This window comes from Tardiphaga sp. OK246 (genome assembly GCF_900188215.1).
In the GTDB taxonomy this organism is placed as follows: domain Bacteria; phylum Pseudomonadota; class Alphaproteobacteria; order Rhizobiales; family Xanthobacteraceae; genus Tardiphaga; species Tardiphaga robiniae.
This window is the reverse complement of the sequence record NZ_FZOX01000007.1, coordinates 261,220-278,365: the sequence shown is the minus strand read 5'-3', so window position 1 is coordinate 278,365 and position 17,146 is coordinate 261,220. Positions and strand designations below refer to the sequence as shown.

The 17,146-nt window shown below is 59.2% G+C and carries 13 protein-coding genes; 10 read left to right on the top strand and 3 right to left on the bottom strand.

The genetic code is table 11. The features are described from left to right. Window positions 1–491 precede the first annotated feature (491 nt). Together CHC01_RS27630 and CHC01_RS32785 are read left to right on the top strand one after the other, a co-directional pair. Window positions 492–1,232: a Crp/Fnr family transcriptional regulator gene (locus tag CHC01_RS27630; RefSeq protein ID WP_089267544.1), complete on the top strand. Its 741-nt coding sequence runs from the start codon at window positions 492–494 to the stop codon at window positions 1,230–1,232. Window positions 1,233–1,296: 64 nt separating this feature from the next. Continuing rightward, on the top strand, window positions 1,297–1,434 hold the full coding sequence (locus tag CHC01_RS32785) for a hypothetical protein (protein ID WP_176454725.1): 138 nt from the start codon (window positions 1,297–1,299) through the stop codon (window positions 1,432–1,434). Between the two features lie 117 nt (window positions 1,435–1,551). Here the strand turns inward: CHC01_RS32785 and CHC01_RS27620 are convergent, their stop codons facing one another. Continuing rightward, window positions 1,552–1,824 (bottom strand): hypothetical protein, encoded by a 273-nt coding sequence (locus CHC01_RS27620; RefSeq protein WP_141137183.1) that lies wholly within the window; start codon window positions 1,822–1,824, stop codon window positions 1,552–1,554. Window positions 1,825–2,282: 458 nt separating this feature from the next. Between CHC01_RS27620 and CHC01_RS27615 the strand changes: the two genes are divergently transcribed. The 3 genes from CHC01_RS27615 to CHC01_RS27605 all read left to right on the top strand — a co-directional run bounded on the left by CHC01_RS27615 (window position 2,283) and on the right by CHC01_RS27605 (window position 7,270). Then, window positions 2,283–3,617 (top strand): cytochrome P450, encoded by a 1,335-nt coding sequence (locus tag CHC01_RS27615; protein WP_176454724.1) that lies wholly within the window; start codon window positions 2,283–2,285, stop codon window positions 3,615–3,617. A 317-nt stretch (window positions 3,618–3,934) separates the two neighbouring features. After that, entirely contained in the window at window positions 3,935–5,680 is a 1,746-nt protein-coding gene (locus CHC01_RS27610) for a hypothetical protein (protein WP_210421717.1), read from the top strand. Window positions 5,681–5,686: 6 nt separating this feature from the next. Continuing rightward, window positions 5,687–7,270, top strand: a complete 1,584-nt coding sequence (locus CHC01_RS27605; RefSeq protein WP_089267539.1) for a Dyp-type peroxidase — start codon at window positions 5,687–5,689, stop codon at window positions 7,268–7,270. 20 nt (window positions 7,271–7,290) lie between these two features. Here the strand turns inward: CHC01_RS27605 and CHC01_RS27600 are convergent, their stop codons facing one another. Next, a complete protein-coding gene (locus CHC01_RS27600; protein WP_244558539.1) occupies window positions 7,291–10,485 on the bottom strand; it encodes an ATP-binding protein in 3,195 nt (1,064 codons plus the stop codon). Window positions 10,486–11,171: 686 nt separating this feature from the next. After that, the gene (locus tag CHC01_RS27595) at window positions 11,172–11,996 is read right to left on the bottom strand and encodes an enoyl-CoA hydratase-related protein (RefSeq protein ID WP_089267537.1); all 825 of its coding nucleotides are present in this window, start codon (window positions 11,994–11,996) and stop codon (window positions 11,172–11,174) included. 293 nt (window positions 11,997–12,289) lie between these two features. Here CHC01_RS27595 and CHC01_RS27590 point away from each other — a divergent pair, with 293 nt between their 5' ends. The 5 genes from CHC01_RS27590 (at window position 12,290) to CHC01_RS27570 (ending at window position 17,020) form a co-directional block, all read left to right on the top strand. Beyond that, entirely contained in the window at window positions 12,290–13,156 is an 867-nt protein-coding gene (locus CHC01_RS27590) for a helix-turn-helix domain-containing protein (RefSeq protein ID WP_176454723.1), read from the top strand. Window positions 13,157–13,282: 126 nt separating this feature from the next. Beyond that, entirely contained in the window at window positions 13,283–14,491 is a 1,209-nt protein-coding gene (locus tag CHC01_RS27585; protein ID WP_089267593.1) for a CaiB/BaiF CoA transferase family protein, read from the top strand. A gap of 1 nt (window position 14,492) precedes the next feature. Then, window positions 14,493–15,233, top strand: coding sequence for an SDR family NAD(P)-dependent oxidoreductase (locus CHC01_RS27580; protein ID WP_089267535.1), 741 nt, complete (start codon window positions 14,493–14,495; stop codon window positions 15,231–15,233). Continuing rightward, window positions 15,233–15,877, top strand: coding sequence for a glutathione S-transferase family protein (locus CHC01_RS27575; RefSeq protein WP_176454722.1), 645 nt, complete (start codon window positions 15,233–15,235; stop codon window positions 15,875–15,877). The genes CHC01_RS27580 and CHC01_RS27575 overlap by 1 nt, the downstream gene beginning before the upstream one ends. Before the next feature lie 159 nt (window positions 15,878–16,036). Beyond that, window positions 16,037–17,020, top strand: coding sequence for a Bug family tripartite tricarboxylate transporter substrate binding protein (locus CHC01_RS27570; RefSeq protein ID WP_089267534.1), 984 nt, complete (start codon window positions 16,037–16,039; stop codon window positions 17,018–17,020). The last annotated feature ends 126 nt before the right edge of the window (window positions 17,021–17,146 follow it).

The following is a 17,146-nucleotide window of genomic DNA, read 5'->3' as shown; positions in this document are numbered from 1 at the left end:
CGCAACGATATCGACAGTCTGGAAGCGTTGTTGGATCGCGTTTTTCGCTTTCGTGCTGTCTCGTTAGATCGAAGACGAAACGGCAGCGGCGCTCGGCCACGTGCCAAACTATGCCGATGGCTTCTCCTGCCGCAAAGCAGACATGCTTAGTGTGGTTCAAGACGCGAGATAGCGCGAAGCAGGTGAAAGTGGCCTTTTCCTAGCCTGTCCATTCGGTGGCGACCTTTGACGTAAACTGAACTGCTGCATAAGAAACAGACATTTTTTATACAGTTCGCCGGCTGACTTCGAATAGCAGCTTCTCGGCGCAAAGAAGTCATTGGCGTCAGTGCAAAAATTCTCGTCGTTTTCTTCCATCGCTCGCCATAAAATCCTGCGTTACTTCTTAAAGTCTTCATGGCAGGCTATGACTCTTGAGAGGGGGCTTCGTTTCACAATACCAGTGTGCCTAGCCTTGTTTTGAGTTTTTCTGGGATGGAGCAGCACTTGTGATGGCGCGAGGCGTTTCTCAGATCAACCCCCGATTGTCGATATTACGCAGTCATCCATTTTTCATTGATCTCGACGCTAAGGCATTGGATCAACTATGCCAGTATGTGAGCTTCCGAAAGTTCAAACGCGGCGCGACCGTCTTTGTGAGAGGAGATCCCGGCAATAGTCTCTTCGTCGTGGTGAGCGGCGCCGTCAAGATGAGCGTCGCCTCATCTGAGGGACGCAGCGCCATCCTCAATCTTGTGACGAAAGGTGAGGTATTCGGGGAGATCGCGTTGCTCGACGGGCTTGCGCGAACGGCCGATGCGATTGCTCACACCAATTGCGAGCTTATCGTGATCGACCGGCGAGATTTCTTTCCATTTATCGAATCCCAACCGATGCTGGCCATGAAGTTCATTCACTTGCTTTGCGCCCGTCTGCGCTGGACGAGTGAACAGGTCGAGCATGTCATTCTGCAGGACCTGCCTGCGCGGCTAGCGAACCTGCTGATCGGTTTGGCCTCGAAGCACGAGCCTTCCGACGTCGGCCGTCCTTTTATCGTCACTCAACAAGAGATCGGCGAGATGGTCGGAGTGACTAGAGAAAGCATCAACAAGCAACTTCGTGCCTGGTCCTTGAAAGGGTGGATCCGCCTTGAGCCCGGCAGCATCGCCATCCTCAAGCCGAAGGCGCTAGCGGCTGTTGCCGAAGCCGAGCCTGCAACCCTTGATGCGTCGGGGCGGCCGCTCAAGGTGTGATGTGGTTCACATGACTTCGTTGGTGTTTGGCCCATTAGTGGCCGGGTATCAGGAGGTATTCGGCATGGCATCCGTCGACGAATTGGAGCAAACCTATCGCCGCATTTACCGGCGCCTCACACTCGGGGTGTTTATCCTCTATGGCGTCGTTGTAGTGTTGGCTGTCACGGTGCTGCTCGGCAACCCGATAAAGAGCTTCTAGACGCCAGATCGGTGGGAGCCCCCATCCCGAATGGGCGGCTCGTCTGCGTGTGGCGACAGTGAGCTCGCTAACGCGAAGGGTTGGTTCCCCTTAAAGGTGAAAGGTGAGAGGCGTCCGCTATGGGCTCGATAGATCCGAGAAATCGTATGGGATGACGTTCACGCAGCGGACGGGCTGATTCAGCACGTGCTCGGCGGCCAAGGCAAAATCATCCGTGTGAACCGCTTCGATCTCCGCTGCGCAGGCTTCATTGGAGACAAAGACGTAGAGGACGTCCTCATCCATTCCTCCGACTTTCATACCCAGGCACAAGCGGTCGTAAACACGCGGCCCCAGCAGACTGTTGAGCATGGCTTCGATGGCAAGTTGTTGTGTTGCCGTTGGTCGCATTTGGCCTCCATAAGGCTACTATGCGAATGAATGGACGGCTGTCTGTGATCTAGTTCACTGACGCGGGGAAATGCGGCAGCTAACGTGTCGGCCATGATGGCGCTGGCCAGCGGCTGGTTATTGCGGCTTGCAAGTATGATAACAATCCTAGCTTTGGCGAGCTATCTTCGATGGAATATAGATAGTTCTACAACTACAAACGCTCTTGTTCTATTGCTGAGCACTCCAACCCAAGCCGAATAGGCGCACCGATGCATGGGATTCGCGAGACCAAGGATCTGGTGCTGTCGGCAGACGGCCAGGATCAACATTCATTGAAACTATTCCGGGATCAGGTGGCCGGCGACGATACGCCGGATCAGTCGGCAACTGGCACATCCGGCTCGAAGCTGACTGATCCCAATGGACTCGATCCAGGTGGCGCCAGCGCTGTGGATCGCTTCGGACGACGCCTGCGTATGTGGGGCGAGCTCGTCAAGTATCGGCTGTCCTGCCACGTGCTCTCCCATCTTCGGTTGTTCAAGGCGGTCTTCGCGGTGCTGCGCGTCGTGCGGCCCATCGCGATCGTCGGCAACGTCCTTGTGGCGACAAAGGCCAGCGATGTACGCGAGGTGCTCGAACGCTTCGACGACTTTGAACTGGGCGACACCATCGAGCCCGGAATGCCCTGGGGACCGTTTCTGATGACGGTCGATGGGCGAGAGCAGCATGCCCGCGAGAGGGAAATGCTGCAGAGCGTGGTCGAGAAGACTGATGCCCGGCTCATCCGGACGATCGCTTCCGAGAATTGCCAGTCCTGCATCGAGGCATTGAAGGACTCGGGCCAGATCGACGTTGTCGCCGATCTGGCGGAGCCGGTGATGGTTGCCGTCCTGGCCGAATACTTTGGCGTCCCTCCACTGAATGGAGACCGGCAGCGGATGGCAGGCGTCATGCGGAATCTGGCCGGCATCATTATGGTCAACCCGCCAGTTGGTTCGCTTCCGTGGAGCCGGTCTCGCGCCGATATCGCAGATCTGACCTGTCAACTGACGCAGCAGCTTGGATCCGGCGGCCCCACTACTGCCGCTGCATCGCACCCATCCATTCCCGCTCACAGCCTGCTGGCACGGTTGCAGCGCCGCCATGGTCAGCCGGGCAACCCGCCCTGGTTTGATGAGGAGTGGATTCGCTGCTATCTGACCGGGCTGGTCGCGACAGGTGGAGCCACTATCATCCGCGGTGTCACCCATGCCGTGGATCAACTGCTGGAGCAGACCGGGGCGCTGCCGCATGCCCAGGAGCTGTCCGCCGCACTCGAGCGTGCGATCCACCACGATCAGACATCGATCACTGCTGATGCGCCGAATGGCCAGCTCGCAGCGGCGCGGGAAGCGTTACGTGGCTGCATCTATGAAGCCATGCGGTTTCGTCCGATGCTGCCTTTGCTGGTGCGAACATGCCCGCGTGATACGATCATCGCCAACGGCACCCCGCGGGCCCGGCGGGTGCCTGCCGGGACGCTTGTCTTGGCACCGCCGCTGGCGGCCATGTTCGATTCCGAAGCATTTCCGGACCCGCTCACATTTCGCGATCGTCCCATCGAGAGTTACTTTCATTTCGGTTTCGGGCCGCGCCACTGTTTCGGCAAATACATTGCTGACGTGGTCATGCTGGAGATAGTGCGCGCGCTGATGCGCCTGCCGGGTCTGGCGCGCGCGCCCGGACAGGGCGGTCAGGTCGGCTACGACGGGCCAGCACCTTGCTCGCTGCGCGTGACGTTCAATGCGAATGGATCGGAGCCCGTCCATTGAATCCGAATTTCACAACGATCATCACGCCGATCGAACCGTCCAAAGTTGAATGGTGCAGGGGCTATCTTCGCGACAATGCCGACCCGCAGTTTGGCGGTGAGGCAGCGTTTCTTGAGTGCCGCCCATTGTTTCCATTCGACAAGATTGCAGGTCTGCATTTTTGTAGTTTTTTCATCCTGGACGCTGCCGACGGGGGCGGGCCTTGTCTCGTATTCGAGGCAACGTTCGATGGCCCGAGAGCGGGTTTTCTGGATGAGCTGTTAAAGTATGCACCAATTGGTTTCGACGAGGTCTACCGCCGGTGTGTCGGCTATCCCTTGTCAGGAACAACGACCCCAAATCTGGTCCGGGAGTATTGGGAGCGCCATGACGTCGGTGCGAATACGTTCTTTAGTGGCAGTCCCGGCCGCACGGTGGTGCAGGTCAAAGGCGAGAACAGCGTTCGGAAGGGAATCGTGTCGTTTCTTTCGGCGCGATTTCTCGTCGATGCGATCTTGCCCGGTCGCCCGGCGGGGTTGCTCGATCTCGTGACACGAGAGTGCATTCGCGGCAGTGCCGACAATCGCTGGGCAGAGCAGCCGGCGCAATTGCCATGGCAGATGACGCTTCGAACCCAGATCGCTGTTGCGGCTGGTATCGTCGTTGCGCTGCTGGCATGCGCTCTGGGCGCACTCGTGTGCTGGGCTTTGGGCTATCGACCATCAGCGCTCTACGCGGTGTTGCCGCTATGGCTTGAGACGGTCGGTCACGCAACGCAGCATCTCGATACAAAGGTATCGGCATTGCCGTGGGTCTCACAGCTCACCGAAGTCATACAGCCGGCAACGCTGACCGGCTTGATGCTATTGAGCGTGATGTGGCTGGTGGTCCGGGCGGCAGAACTTCTTCTCCGGAGTGCGAGCAAAAATACCCGCGACCAGCATCTGTTCTGGCGCTTTCCGCTACAATTGGCGGTCGTTACACGATACGCGCTGCTCGGTGTGCTCATCGGTGTTGTCACGCTCGCGGTCATCTCCGGCGTTGACAGATCACCGACATGGGCCGGGATATTGGTGGATGGTCCGAGTGGGATCCTGATGTCGCTGGGTGCGGTGCTGGTGGTTATGTTCCAGCTTGTCTGTATTGGGGGGCTGTTGCTCGTCGGCTGGTATTGCACGACATCGCTGCAGTTGATGGTCGAGCTTCAGCCTCTCAGCAAGACGCGCGAGAATCTGCGGCGTATGGCATTGGATGTCATCCAGTTCGCCATGTTCCTTCTGGTCTCGGTCGGCGTCCTGCTCGTTGCAGCGCTGCTGCCGGAAACGGTCATCAGCAACGTGGCTGGAATGGCCAGATCGCTCACTTACGGCTGGCTTCTGATGGTTCTGTTGGGATGGAGCGGCGTGATGGCCGGCTATCTCGTCGGACTGCTGGCTCTGTGCGTGGCTGGGGCACTCGAGTATCGCGACAGGACGACGTTTGAACATCCCGCAGGTCTTTTGATCCGGGCTCGCGACAACGCGCGCAAATATGCGCGCGAGGAAGCCGGAATTAACCGGTACCAGAATCATCTGGCCAGCATCACCTGTGTAAAGCCGGGTGTCCTTCGATACTGGATCCTTCGACTGGTCCTGTTCGCCGTCAATGTTCTCGCGAAATTCTGGTTCAACAAGGGTGAGCTTGGCGGCATCCCAACCATCCTCTCGGCGCGCTGGGTGCTGATCGATGGTGGCCGGCGTCTGCTATTTCTCGACAATTTCGGCGGTGCCTGGGAGAGCTACCTCAACGAGTTCATCGATCTGGCCGCCGTGAAGGGGCTGAATGCGATCTGGACCAATACGTTCGTGAACGCGGCAGGGAAACGCTACGGTTTTCCGCCCACGCGTTTTCTGTTCTGGCAAGGCGCGCAGGATGCAAGGCCGTTCAAGGCCTATGTGCGGCAGAGCCAAGTGGAAACCATCGTCTGGTACGGCGCCTATCCTATGCTCGGTGTTGTCGGCATCAATGCGAACACCGATACCAGACAAGATCTGTTCGCTCCGTTGAGTTCGCCGGCTATCGATCGATTCCTCCAACGTCTTTGAAAAACCATGAACACGGAAAAAATCGAATGGCATGATGTGCAGGGGCTGCTGTTAAGCGGCTATCCGCAATTGCCGTACTCCGCCTATGTGGCCTGGCACTTTCTTCCAGGCCAGCGGGATGCTGCCAAGCGCTGGCTGCGCGATCTGGCCGAGCGATTGATGCGCGCGGACAGGATTGAGGGGGAAGATGACGGCGCGACGGATCTGCAGTTACCGCCGACGAACATCCGGGCACTTAAGGCCATGCGTGTTGGCGATCGGACGGCGATCAATCTGGCCATCACTGCCAGCGGCCTCCAGGAGCTAGATCTCGACGAGCATCAGCTGTCGGACTTCTCCGTGGAATTTCTCGAAGGCATGGCGCCGAAGCCGACGTCTGGCAGAGGGATGCCCCGACGCTCCGGCCTTCTCGGCGACGCGGGAGAAAGCTCACCGTGCCGATGGGAGTGGGGTGGATGGGGGCCGTCCGCCGAGGTGCACGGCATGCTGTTGCTTTATGCATCCGAAGAACATGTGTTGCAGGCCCTAGTCCAGGCGGAGCAGCGCGCGATGAACGGCGTTGCTGACGTTGTTGTGACTGGTGACCAAGGCAACGGCCGGCCCGTCATCGTCCATGGCCGCCTCTATGACGATGCCAAGGAGCATTTCGGCTTCGTCGACGGCATCTCGCAGCCGATCATCGAGGGGTCGCCCCTGGCTATCCGAAGCGAGGAAAACGCCAAGAACGAGAAAAAAGCCAAGTCTTGTCACACCCCCGCGGGCAGTGGCGAAAGAGACAAGGTCCTGAGCGCAAAAGACCGCCGCATCTCCCTGGTCAAGCCAGGCGAATTTGTGCTCGGCTATCGCAATGAACGTCGGGAGCGCATCAGCAGCCAATCCGTGAAGCCCGGCTCCAATCTGCGCGATCTGCTGCGTAACGGAACCTACCTGGTGTTCCGGCAACTGGAGCAGGACGTGGACGCCTTCGAGAAATTTGTTGCCAGCATCGCTACCCGAATGCATGGCAAAGCCGATGTCGAGGCGGCAGAGGAGGTTGCGGCACGGCTGATCGGCCGGTACCGCAACGGTGCGCCGCTGGTGCGTGCCGGCGCCGATTCACCGTCGGCACCCGAACGCAATGATTTTCTTTACGCCTACGAAGACGAGTCAGGGATGGCCTGTCCGATTGGCGCGCATATTCGCCGTGCCAATCCGCGCGATGCCATTGGCTCCGACCCTGATGTCGCACTGAAGCTGTCCAAGATGCATCGCATTATCAGGCGCGGCCGGCCGTATGGAGCCAGGCGCGGCGAGCAGGACGAGACAACCGGCAAGGGTTCTCGGCGCGGGACGGCGTTCATCGCGTTGAACGCCGATATCGCTGGCCAGTTCGAGATGATCCAGCATTCGTGGCTGAACAATCCTCAGTTCGGAGGACTGCCCGTCGGGACCGATCCGATTAGCCATGTTGCCCATGACGGAGATGAACTCGTCATTCAGCAGAGACCGTTCAATCTCCATATCGAAAAACCTCGCCCCTTTGTCACGGTGCGCGGTGGGGCGTACTTTTTCTTGCCGGGCATCAATGCCATCCGCGCCCTGGCCGATTGAGCTCGCAGCCAGGATCTGATTCAGGCAACCAAGGTGGCAAGCGCATCATTGCAGAGCGTCGTGTAAGGCTGCATGGAGCACTGTTCGGCGAGACCGAGCGCTTCGCGATAGTATCGTTCTGCGGTGGTCGTGTTGCTCGTATCGAGAATATGGGCAATGTCGCCCAGAAGCTTCTTGGCGTAGACTTGCTGCGGCAATTCTCCGCGCTCTTCCGCCAGTGCTAGCGCTCTTTCAGCTACGGCTTTGGCTTCCTTGCTGCGGCCGGCGGCAAGGAAAGCACGACCTTGAGCGATGAAGAGAAAGCGCCAGCCGAATGCGTGTTCAGCGAGCGGAATATCCAGCTTTTCAGGCACTGCGAGGATGTTGAGTGCAGATTCGACATCGCCCAATGCGAGATAGGCTTCGCCCATCCGGGACGCGAAGACCGGGTACATCTGTTTCATCTCAAGATCGAGGCATGTCTGCCAGCTCTCATTCAGCAGCGCGAGCGCTTCGACAGGGCGCCCTTGCGCGATCCGGAGCCGACCAAAAACATGATTAATGTTGGCGCGTGAATACGAGTGGTTCGCCGCCACCGCCAACAGCCTTGCCTCTTTTGCAAGAGCCTCTGCGCGAGAGAAGTCACCGAGATCGATCAGTGAATCGGCCATGAAAGTCCGAAGCATCACGCTGGGAAGCGCGGCCCATCCAGCGCGCTTCTCGTCGATCTCTGGCGTTTCGATCGCGAGACATTTTTCGTGATACGCAAGCGATTGCGTGAAGTCGCCGGTTTCATGGTGGATGATGCCCACATTGTGGAGAGCGGCAAAGGTTAGGACGGGTTGGCCGATCTTCTCTGCGATCGACTGTGCCGTTTGGGCAGCGGTCATGGCTTCGACGTGATAGCCAAGTCTCCAGAGTGCGACTGTCAACTGACAATTCACCGCCGCAATCCGCCATGGTTCCCGGGATTCTTCGGCCAGCCGGCGCGCCTCACGCAAGACGTCGGCAATACGTTGATGCATGCCGATTGGTTCGAGCGCCGTAATCACCGTCAGATGCAGATCTATTTCAGAGATGGTTTTCTTCGATGACGGCGGCCAATGCGCCAGCGTTTGGCGACCACGCTCGTAAATGGCGATCGCATCCTGATTGGCGCCACGCTTGATTGCTCGACGGCAGCTCCGTAACTGATACGGAACTGCCTTTTGCCATAGCTCAGCGAGAAACGCATGGTCGGCAAGTCGGTCGATATGTTCGTCGAGACGGTCGGCGAATCGAAGCTCGATAATTTCGATCGCCTTGGCGTGGAGATAGCGACGGACGCTGAGTAGCATCATGCCGTAGGCCACTTCTCTCGTGAGCTCATGTTTGAACGAATATTCGACGGTGCCGGAGGCAGTGGCCTTTCTGAGAAAATCCCCCGACTCCAGCGCCAGAAGACGAGGAGCCAGTTCGTCGGGATCAGTTCCAACCATGCCGGACAGCAGGATCAATGAGATGTCTTTGCCGATCACGGCGGACATTTGCAAAAGCGATTTCGTCGCTTGATCGAGTAGGTCGATACGCGATGCCAGAACGGAATGAATGGTCTCGGGGATTTTGATATTAGACGATCCATCGCTGACTTTGTAGCGGCCCGGATCGCCGACTAGCACCTTCGTATCTTTGAGTGCCTGGGCCAGTTCCTCCACGAAGAGTGGATTGCCTTGCGCTTTCGCGAGGACACGTCGTCTGATGTAGCCCAGACTTCCGTCATCGCCCAACAGCGATACAAGCAGTTGATCACCGTCCGGTTCGCTGAGCGGCGCGATGTCCAGGCGTTCAACCGCTCGGCCGGACCAGATGCGTTCCGGGCGTTGCGTGACGACCACGAGGACCCGGGCGCTATCGAGCATCCCCATGATGCTGTTCAGAATGAGCTGGGTTTCGGCATCGACCCAGTGGATGTCCTCGATCAGGATGAGCAAGGGCGTCAACCGTTCCTGCGAGAAGACGAGCGTCTTCATGGCGTCGATGACCTTATTGCGTCTTTCGGATGGCTCAAGCTTTTTCCAGTCTTCGTCCTCGCTGTTGAGATCCAGGAGCGAGAGGATGGCCGGAAGATGTGGGGGCAGATTTGGATCGAGGCGGGCAACACGGGTGCTGGTCCGGCTGGCAGCTGAGGCGGGGCTATCCTCGGCGCGTACGCCGAAGAGCTCACGTATCAACGTGCTGACGGGATAGTAGCTGGAGTTCGCGCGTTGAGAAGCGCAGGTCGTCTGCAGGACGAGCCATTCTTCTGGAACGCTGGCGATGAACTCATGGACCAGACGCGATTTGCCGATCCCGGCAGGGCCGACAATGGTCACCGCGCGTCCGTGTCCCGCAGCGGCGTTATCCAGCAGTTTCTTGAGGAAATCTAATTCTGTCCGACGTCCGATCAGCGGACTGAGGCCGCCGGATGAGCGAGCCTGCCAGCGGGTGCGCGGCCGCATCGACACCAGTTCATAGGTCTCCACCGGCTCGGCGACCCCTTTGGCTTGTTCGGGCCCGAGCTGCAATGCGCTGATGAAGCCCTTCGCGAGTTGGAAGGTGTCGGACGACAACTTGATCGAGCCAGGGGAGGCAAGCGCTTCCATTCTGGCGGCGAGGTGAACCGTTTTTCCAACGGCGTCATAGTTCATCGCCAGATTGTTGCCGATCGAATGAATGATGACCTGTCCGGAATTCAGGCCAATTCTGATGCTGATCGAGCGCTGATGCAGACGATTGAATTCGATGATTGCATTTCTCGCAGCCAGTGCTGCGCGGCAGGCCTGGACGGCGTGGTCTTCGCTCGCAATGGGGGCGCCGAAGAGCGCCATAATGCCGTCACCGCGCGTCTGATTGACCAACCCATCGTGCTCATGCACGGCGTCCATCAGCCGCTTGAGCACTGGGCCAATAACTTCCAGCGCTTCTTCTGGATCCAATTGGTCGATGAGTTCGGTCGACCGCTGGATATCGGCAAACAGGACAGTGACACGTTTGCGCTCGCCCAGCATGGATGTGCCGGACCGCATGATACGCTCAGCGAGTTCTGGCGGGATTTGCGATTGCAGGAATGAGAGTGCATGAACGCCAAGCGCAGTTGGAGCAGCCCTTGGCCGCCCGCAGCCACCGCAAAAGCGTGCATCCAATTGCATCGTGAACCCGCAATACGCGCATTGGTTCGCGGAATCGTCCAATAGGTTGTGCCCTTCTTTGGATGCCACCTTTCACCCTTTCCGGCGGAGCAAGCAATCTATCCAATTGCGCGATCATGGCAATGTCGGGAGCTATGTCTCAGGCCAGGGTGAGCGTGGTGTGATCTGGAAAGCATCGGCCGGTTGCGCCTAATACCAAATCGGACGGTTCGCGCGATCCGGATGGGGACAGCGCAATAGGCGCGTCATGCTGCAAGCGTCGACGAACATATGAGTGACAGCAATCGGCGCAAAGCGGACATCGTTGACCCACGAAATCTCCCTCGTAGCATCGTTGCCGCTCGGATGGCCGCACAGCATCAACACGTTGGTTTCAACTAGCGATAGCCTGCCGTGCGATTAATTCTTGGCGATTGTAAGCTGGACCCATACTTCATTGCTCGCGACGTCGGTCGCGGCTCTGGTGTAGGTCTACATCGTCGCACATCCTCGGTATCAGTGTCGAACTCGCGGTGGTGTACAGTTAGATGTGGAAGAGCGGTGAACAGGTGAACGAAAAGTGGTCGGCGTCAAATGACGTAGTGCACGCCGTGCCAGTTATGAGCGTCGTCGAGTTTTGCGGTCTCGACGTGAATATACGTGCAGATCTTGCATAGGTAGACTCTCACCTCGACCCCGTCGTCGTATTTGCAGTGTCGATCTAAAGACATCTGGAAACGGCATCTCAGGCAACGCGTATTGTCTGCCATCTGTGCTCACCGAAACACCGCTGGACGCTTCTCGACGAACGCTCTGACGGCTTCGCGATGCTCCTCGGTCTGCGCGGAGCGGACCAGCCGCTCGGCCTCCTTGTCTAGCGATGCGGCAAAGCCGACGTTTTGCACCTCGTCCAGGTTGTCTTTCATGGCGCTGTAGGCCTTCGTGGGTCCATTCGCCAATTTCAACGCGATCATGAACGCCTCCTCGGCAAGCCTGTCGGCCGCTACGATCCGATTGAATAATCCCATAGTTTCGCAGCGTTGTGCATCGACTCTGTCGGACAACAACATCAGTTCTCTTGCGCGGGCGGCTCCCACCGTTCGCGTGAGTAGCCAGGCGATGCCGTAGTCGCCGCTCAGCCCGATTCTGGCATAGGCCGTACTGACGAATGCTTGCTCAGCTGCGATGCGGATATCGCAGGCCAATGCGAGCGAGAGGCCTGCGCCTGCAGCCGCACCGGGAAGGGCCGCGACCGTCGGCTTCCGCATCTCGAAGAGCGCGCCGGTCAAAGTGCGTTGACGTTCGATCAGACGCGTTACTTTCTGACCAAAGGTTAGTTCGTCTGTGCTGCTGCGGTCGCCCATGCCTTTCACATCGCCACCCGCGCAGAAAGCCTCGCCGGCGCCGGTGATCAGCACCGCGCGTACGCCATTGTCGGTCGAGCAGTATGCGATCATCCGGCGCAGGGCGGGTGTGAGTTTGTCCGACAGCGCATTGCGGGCCGCCGGGCGATTGAGCGTGATCACGGCGACCCGACGGTCGATATGACAAAGCAATTCGTCCGTTCCCGTTTCGACCGAAACCGGCGTCAAGGTCGTCATGAAGAGTCTCCCCGTCGTGCACTGTTTGAAAATTGACAGTTCTAAAATAGAACTATAGTCTTCGAGCAAGAGGCTGCAAGGCAGGATCGTCTCCGCTTGAGCCGATTGTCAAAGACGGTCAGCTGAATGACCGTCGGGAGGAAATAGATGCGCGGTCTGTCCGTGAAGTCCGATGGACTTCCGACGGAGCGATGTTGTGCCCGGTCGCGTGGAAACAGCATCCTCATCTCGAGCCATCCAGGCGTTGCGGTTGCCGAGCGAGTTGTGCATCGACGCGCAGGGGAGATAGTCGCATGAGCAATGTATCCGAGAATGGAGAATTCATCAGGATCGTCGGCGGTCGCGTGCTGTCTAACACCGTCGTCCGCACGCCCGTAATCCGGATTGAAAGCTTCCGCAGGGACGTGTCGAAGCAGGTTCAATGGCATTTCAAGCAGCCAGAACTAGCGCTCTTCTTCTATAGGAGGGGTGCGCGGAAGCTGCGCGGCAAGATGGATGGTAAGTCGTTCGACCAGCAACTTGCCGGCAACTTGGCCGTCTATCCGGCTGGCTTGGAGATCGATGGCGAATTCACCGTCACATCGGCAAGGTCGGATTATACAGTCGTGTTCTTCGACCAGACGTTCATATCGGAACGACTTCCGAGCTTTGCGGCAGCGCCGAGACTGGGCTTCGATAACCCGGCAATCGCCTTCGGACTGGAAGAACTGTGCAGCGAGCCGCATCATGACGACGATGTCTATGCGATGATGGCAGAGGGGTGGGCAACCCAGACACTCGCTGTTCTAAAGCGGATGAGCGGCACCAAGACGCCGCTTGGCAACCGAGGCGGTCTCACCCACTGCAATCTTAAAAGGATCTCCGAGTTCGTCGAGGAAAACCTCGGTCGGTCGATCGGATTGATGGAGATGGCTTCGCTGGTCGGATTGAGCACTCGACATTTCATTAGGGCATTTTCCGAAAGTACCGGCGATACCCCGCATCAGTATGTCATCGGTCGGCGCATTGAGCGCGCCAAATACCTTCTTATTAGTGAGAAGTGTTCGCTGACGGAAGTTGGCCTTGCAGTTGGCTTCAGCCATTCGCAACATTTCACGACGAAATTCAAACAGCACACTGGTCTTTGTCCGTCGGGCTTTCGCGCCGCGGTGCGGCATTAGCAAAGTCGGAAAGCAATGTCGCTTTCACGTAGATCCGGCACTATCTGGCAAGCCTGGTCGCCCGCGTTCTTCTAACAGATCCACTCAACGGTGCGTCGTGCGCCGAATGCAGTGGGAATGGAACGCATGCCAGGGCCTCTTTTGGGAGTTCGCGTACTTGATCTGACCAGCGTCGTGTCGGGTCCATTTGCAACCATGTTCTTGGCGGACCAGGGCGCTGAGGTCATCAAGATCGAGCCGCTGGGCGGTGACATCACGCGCCGCAGCCGGGCCGCCATCGACAAGGCCGGGCAGTTCTCGGCGCTGTTCATCTCGTCGAACCGAGGCAAGCGCTCGATCTCGCTCGATATCAAAAGCGAAGCCGGTGCGCGGATCGTCAAGAAGCTCGTCGCCCAGTCCGATGTCCTCGTGCAGAACTTTCGCCCGGGGACGATGGAGCGTCTTGGGTTGGGAGCCGACGAACTCCGGGCCCAATTTCCGCGCCTCATCTACGTATCGATCAGCGGGGTCGGTGAAACCGGGCCATACGCCAAGAAACGCGTCTACGATCCGATCGTCCAGGGGCTGTCGGGTTTCGCCGACATCCAGTCGCAGGCCGGCACCAACCGACCTCAGATGATACGGACCATCGTCGCAGACAAGACGACGGCTGTGCTGACGGCACAGGCCGTGTCCTCGGCGCTCTATGCGCGCGAGAAGACTGGACGCGGCGATCACATTCGGGTCGCGATGCTGGACGCCATGCTGTCGTTCCTGTGGCCTGAAGGCATGATGCAACACACCGTCGTCGGCGCGGAGGCCTCGTCGCCGGATCCTAATGATCGCCCCGATCTGATCTTCAAGACCGTGGACGGCTATATCACCGCAGGCACGATCTCGGATTCCGAGTGGCAGGGCTTCTGCCGCGCCACCGACGACCCTGAGCTCGTCAAGGACGAGAGGTTCGCGACGCCTGCGGGGCGCTCGGTCAATGCCACCGCGCGCATCAACAAGATGCAGGAATACATCGCCACCCGGACCACGGCCGAATGGCTTGCCAGGCTGGACGCCGCGGACGTGCCATGTGCACCGGTGCTGCGCCGTAGCGAGATCGTCGCCAACGAGCAGGTGGTGGCGCGCGGCATCATCCAAGAGTTGGAGCAGCCGTCCGTCGGCCGCGTCCGTCAGCCGAAACCGGCGGCCCGGTTCGAAGAGCGCCCGGCGGCCATCGGCGGGCCGGCACCACGCATTGGCGAGCATAGTCGGGAGATCCTGCGAGATCTTGGTTTCGACGATGCGGCAATCACCGAGATGACCCTGTCGAAGGTCGTCCGAATTGAAGGCGAGGGACGTTGACATGACTGACAAGAAGCAAGTGGCGCTCCTGGTGGGAGCGGGGGATGCAATTGGTGCGGCCGTCGCGCGGCGATTTGCACAGGGGGGATACGCGATCTGTATCGCGCGGCGCGATGCTGAAAAGTCTGCGGGCCTGGTCGAGGAGCTGCGCGCGCAGGGCCACGATGTCCACGCCAGATCGATCGACGCCCGAAACGAGGAGGAGGTGCAGCGGCTGTTCCAGACGGTGGAAGATGAGATGGGCCCCATCGCGGTGTGCCTGTTCAATGCCGGATCCAATGTGCAGAAGCCACTGCTCGAAACGACCGGGAAGCTGTTCTTCAAGGCCTGGGAACTAGCCTGCTATGCCGGCTTCCTGGTGGGACGTGAGGCAGCGAAGCATATGGTGCCGCGCGGCGCCGGCACGATGCTGTTCACCGGCGCGACGGCCAGCATGCGCGGCGGCAGCGGCTTTGCCGCTTTCTCGGCAGCGAAATTCGGTCTGCGGGCCGTTGCGCAGGCCATGGCGCGAGAGCTCGGACCGAAGAACATCCACGTCGTGCACCTGCTGATCGATGCCGGCGTCGACAGTGAGGCGATCCATGAGCGGATGAGGAGCCGTGGCCTGGATCCTGCCGCCCGTCAGCCCGACAGCCTCACCACGACGGCGTCGATTGCGGAAGCCTATTGGTTCGCCCATGCGCAGAAGCGAGACGGATGGACGCATGAGCTCGATCTTCGGCCGGCTGCGGAGAAATGGTGATGAACCCGGAACTCGTGTTGTGGGGCGTTGGCACCAGCCGGACCATCCGACCTCACTGGGCGCTTCATGAATTGAAGCTTCCCTATACCCGAAAGCCGATCCTGCCGCGGACGGGGGAGACCGAAACGCCGGAATATACGGCCCTCAATCCCCGGCAAAAGGTGCCGCTGTTGCAGGACCACACGCTCGTCATCGGCGAGAGCGCTGCGATCATCGCCTATCTAGCCAAGACCTATCCCGACCAGGCCGCCTCCCTCATTCCGAAAGACTCCGAGACTTACGCGAAGTGGCTCGAATGGTGTTTCTTCATCGTCACCGAGCTGGATTCCACGAGCCTGTACGTCATGAGGCGGCATGGGCAGATCAAGGGACTGTCTCACATCTATGGTGATGCACCGGGCGTTGTCGCCCAGGCTGCGGAGTATTTCAGGAAGCAGTTGAAGCACGTCGATGCGGCGCTGTCCGACGGGCGGGAATATCTCCTGGGTGAACAGTTCACCACCGCAGACATCCTGCTGACCACGTGTCTGACCTGGGCCATCGATTATCAGGTAGCGATCTGCGACAGCGCGACGCCCTATCTCGACCGTGTGCTGAATCGCCCCGCCTATCGGGATGCCTCGGCGGCCAACAAGCCGGGCTGATCGCTCCGACAAGACCGGGCGGCGTTGCAGCCGTAACACCGGCGACGCTGGCCGCGCGTAAGCGAAATTGCGCCGGTCTCAAGACGACGATCCGCAGCCGAACAGGCCTCAATGACGCGGACGGAAAAATGACGACGCCTATCAGAGGGAGGATGAAGAATGAAAATAACGCGCCGGTCTTTCTTGGCCGCAACGGCGTCCACGGTTGCAGTCCCGTCGATCGCACGATCGGCGGCGGACACCTGGCCGCAGCGACCGATCAGGATCGTCGTCGGCTTCGCCCCGGGCGGACAGACCGACGTCTATGCGCGGATGTATGCCGAGTTCATCGGAAGCCAGACCGGCGTGCCAGTGATCGTCGAGAACAAGACCGGCGCGCTCGGTTCGATTGCCGGGGCCGAGGTCAAGCGGGCAGTGCCGGACGGCTATACCATCCTGTTCAATACGTCTGGCGCGATGACCGTGAACCGCGTGCTGGTCAAAGATCTTGCCTACGACACGGATAAGGATTTTCAGCTGGTTTCGGCGATGCCGACGGGTGGACTGCCGCTCATCATGCGCAAGCAGCTGGGCATCACCGACCTCGACGGCGTCGTTCGTCATGCACGCGCGACGGGGCGCATGACGCTCGGAACGTTCGGGGTCGGCTCACCTCCGCACCTCACGATCCTCGCGCTCAACAAGCAATATGGCCTGAACATCGAGCCGATCCACTACCGTGGTGAGGCACCGATGTTCACCGATATGCTGGCACAGACGGTCGACGGCGGTGTCGGTACGATCGTCGGCGCGCAGCCGGTCCTGCAGAGCGGGTCGGGTGCAGTCGTCGCTGTGCCGCGCAAGCGGCTCACGACCTTTCCGGAAGTCAGGACGTTTGCCGAGCAGGGGGCGGATTCGCCGCTATTCGGTCTGCTGACCTATCAATGCTGCGCGGTGCCCACCGGTACGCCAACGGCCATTGTCGAACGCCTGTCGGATCTCATCATGCGGGCGGCGCAGACCGAAAAGGTCAGGACGATGTTCCAGACGTTTGGAATCGATGAAGGACCGATGTCGATGCAGGCGACGCGCGAGCTCTATGCGCGGGAAGCGCCAGTCTGGATCGAGCTTGCAAGGCAAGCGATTGCAGATCGAAAAACCTAGCGGCGACGTCGCGTCAGCTCGCCACTTGCGCGGCGGTCATTTTGCGATTGACAAGTTCTTTAAAAGAACTGACCTTGATCACCAAGGTCGCTGACCAATAATTGCGATCAAATGATTGCATGCCGC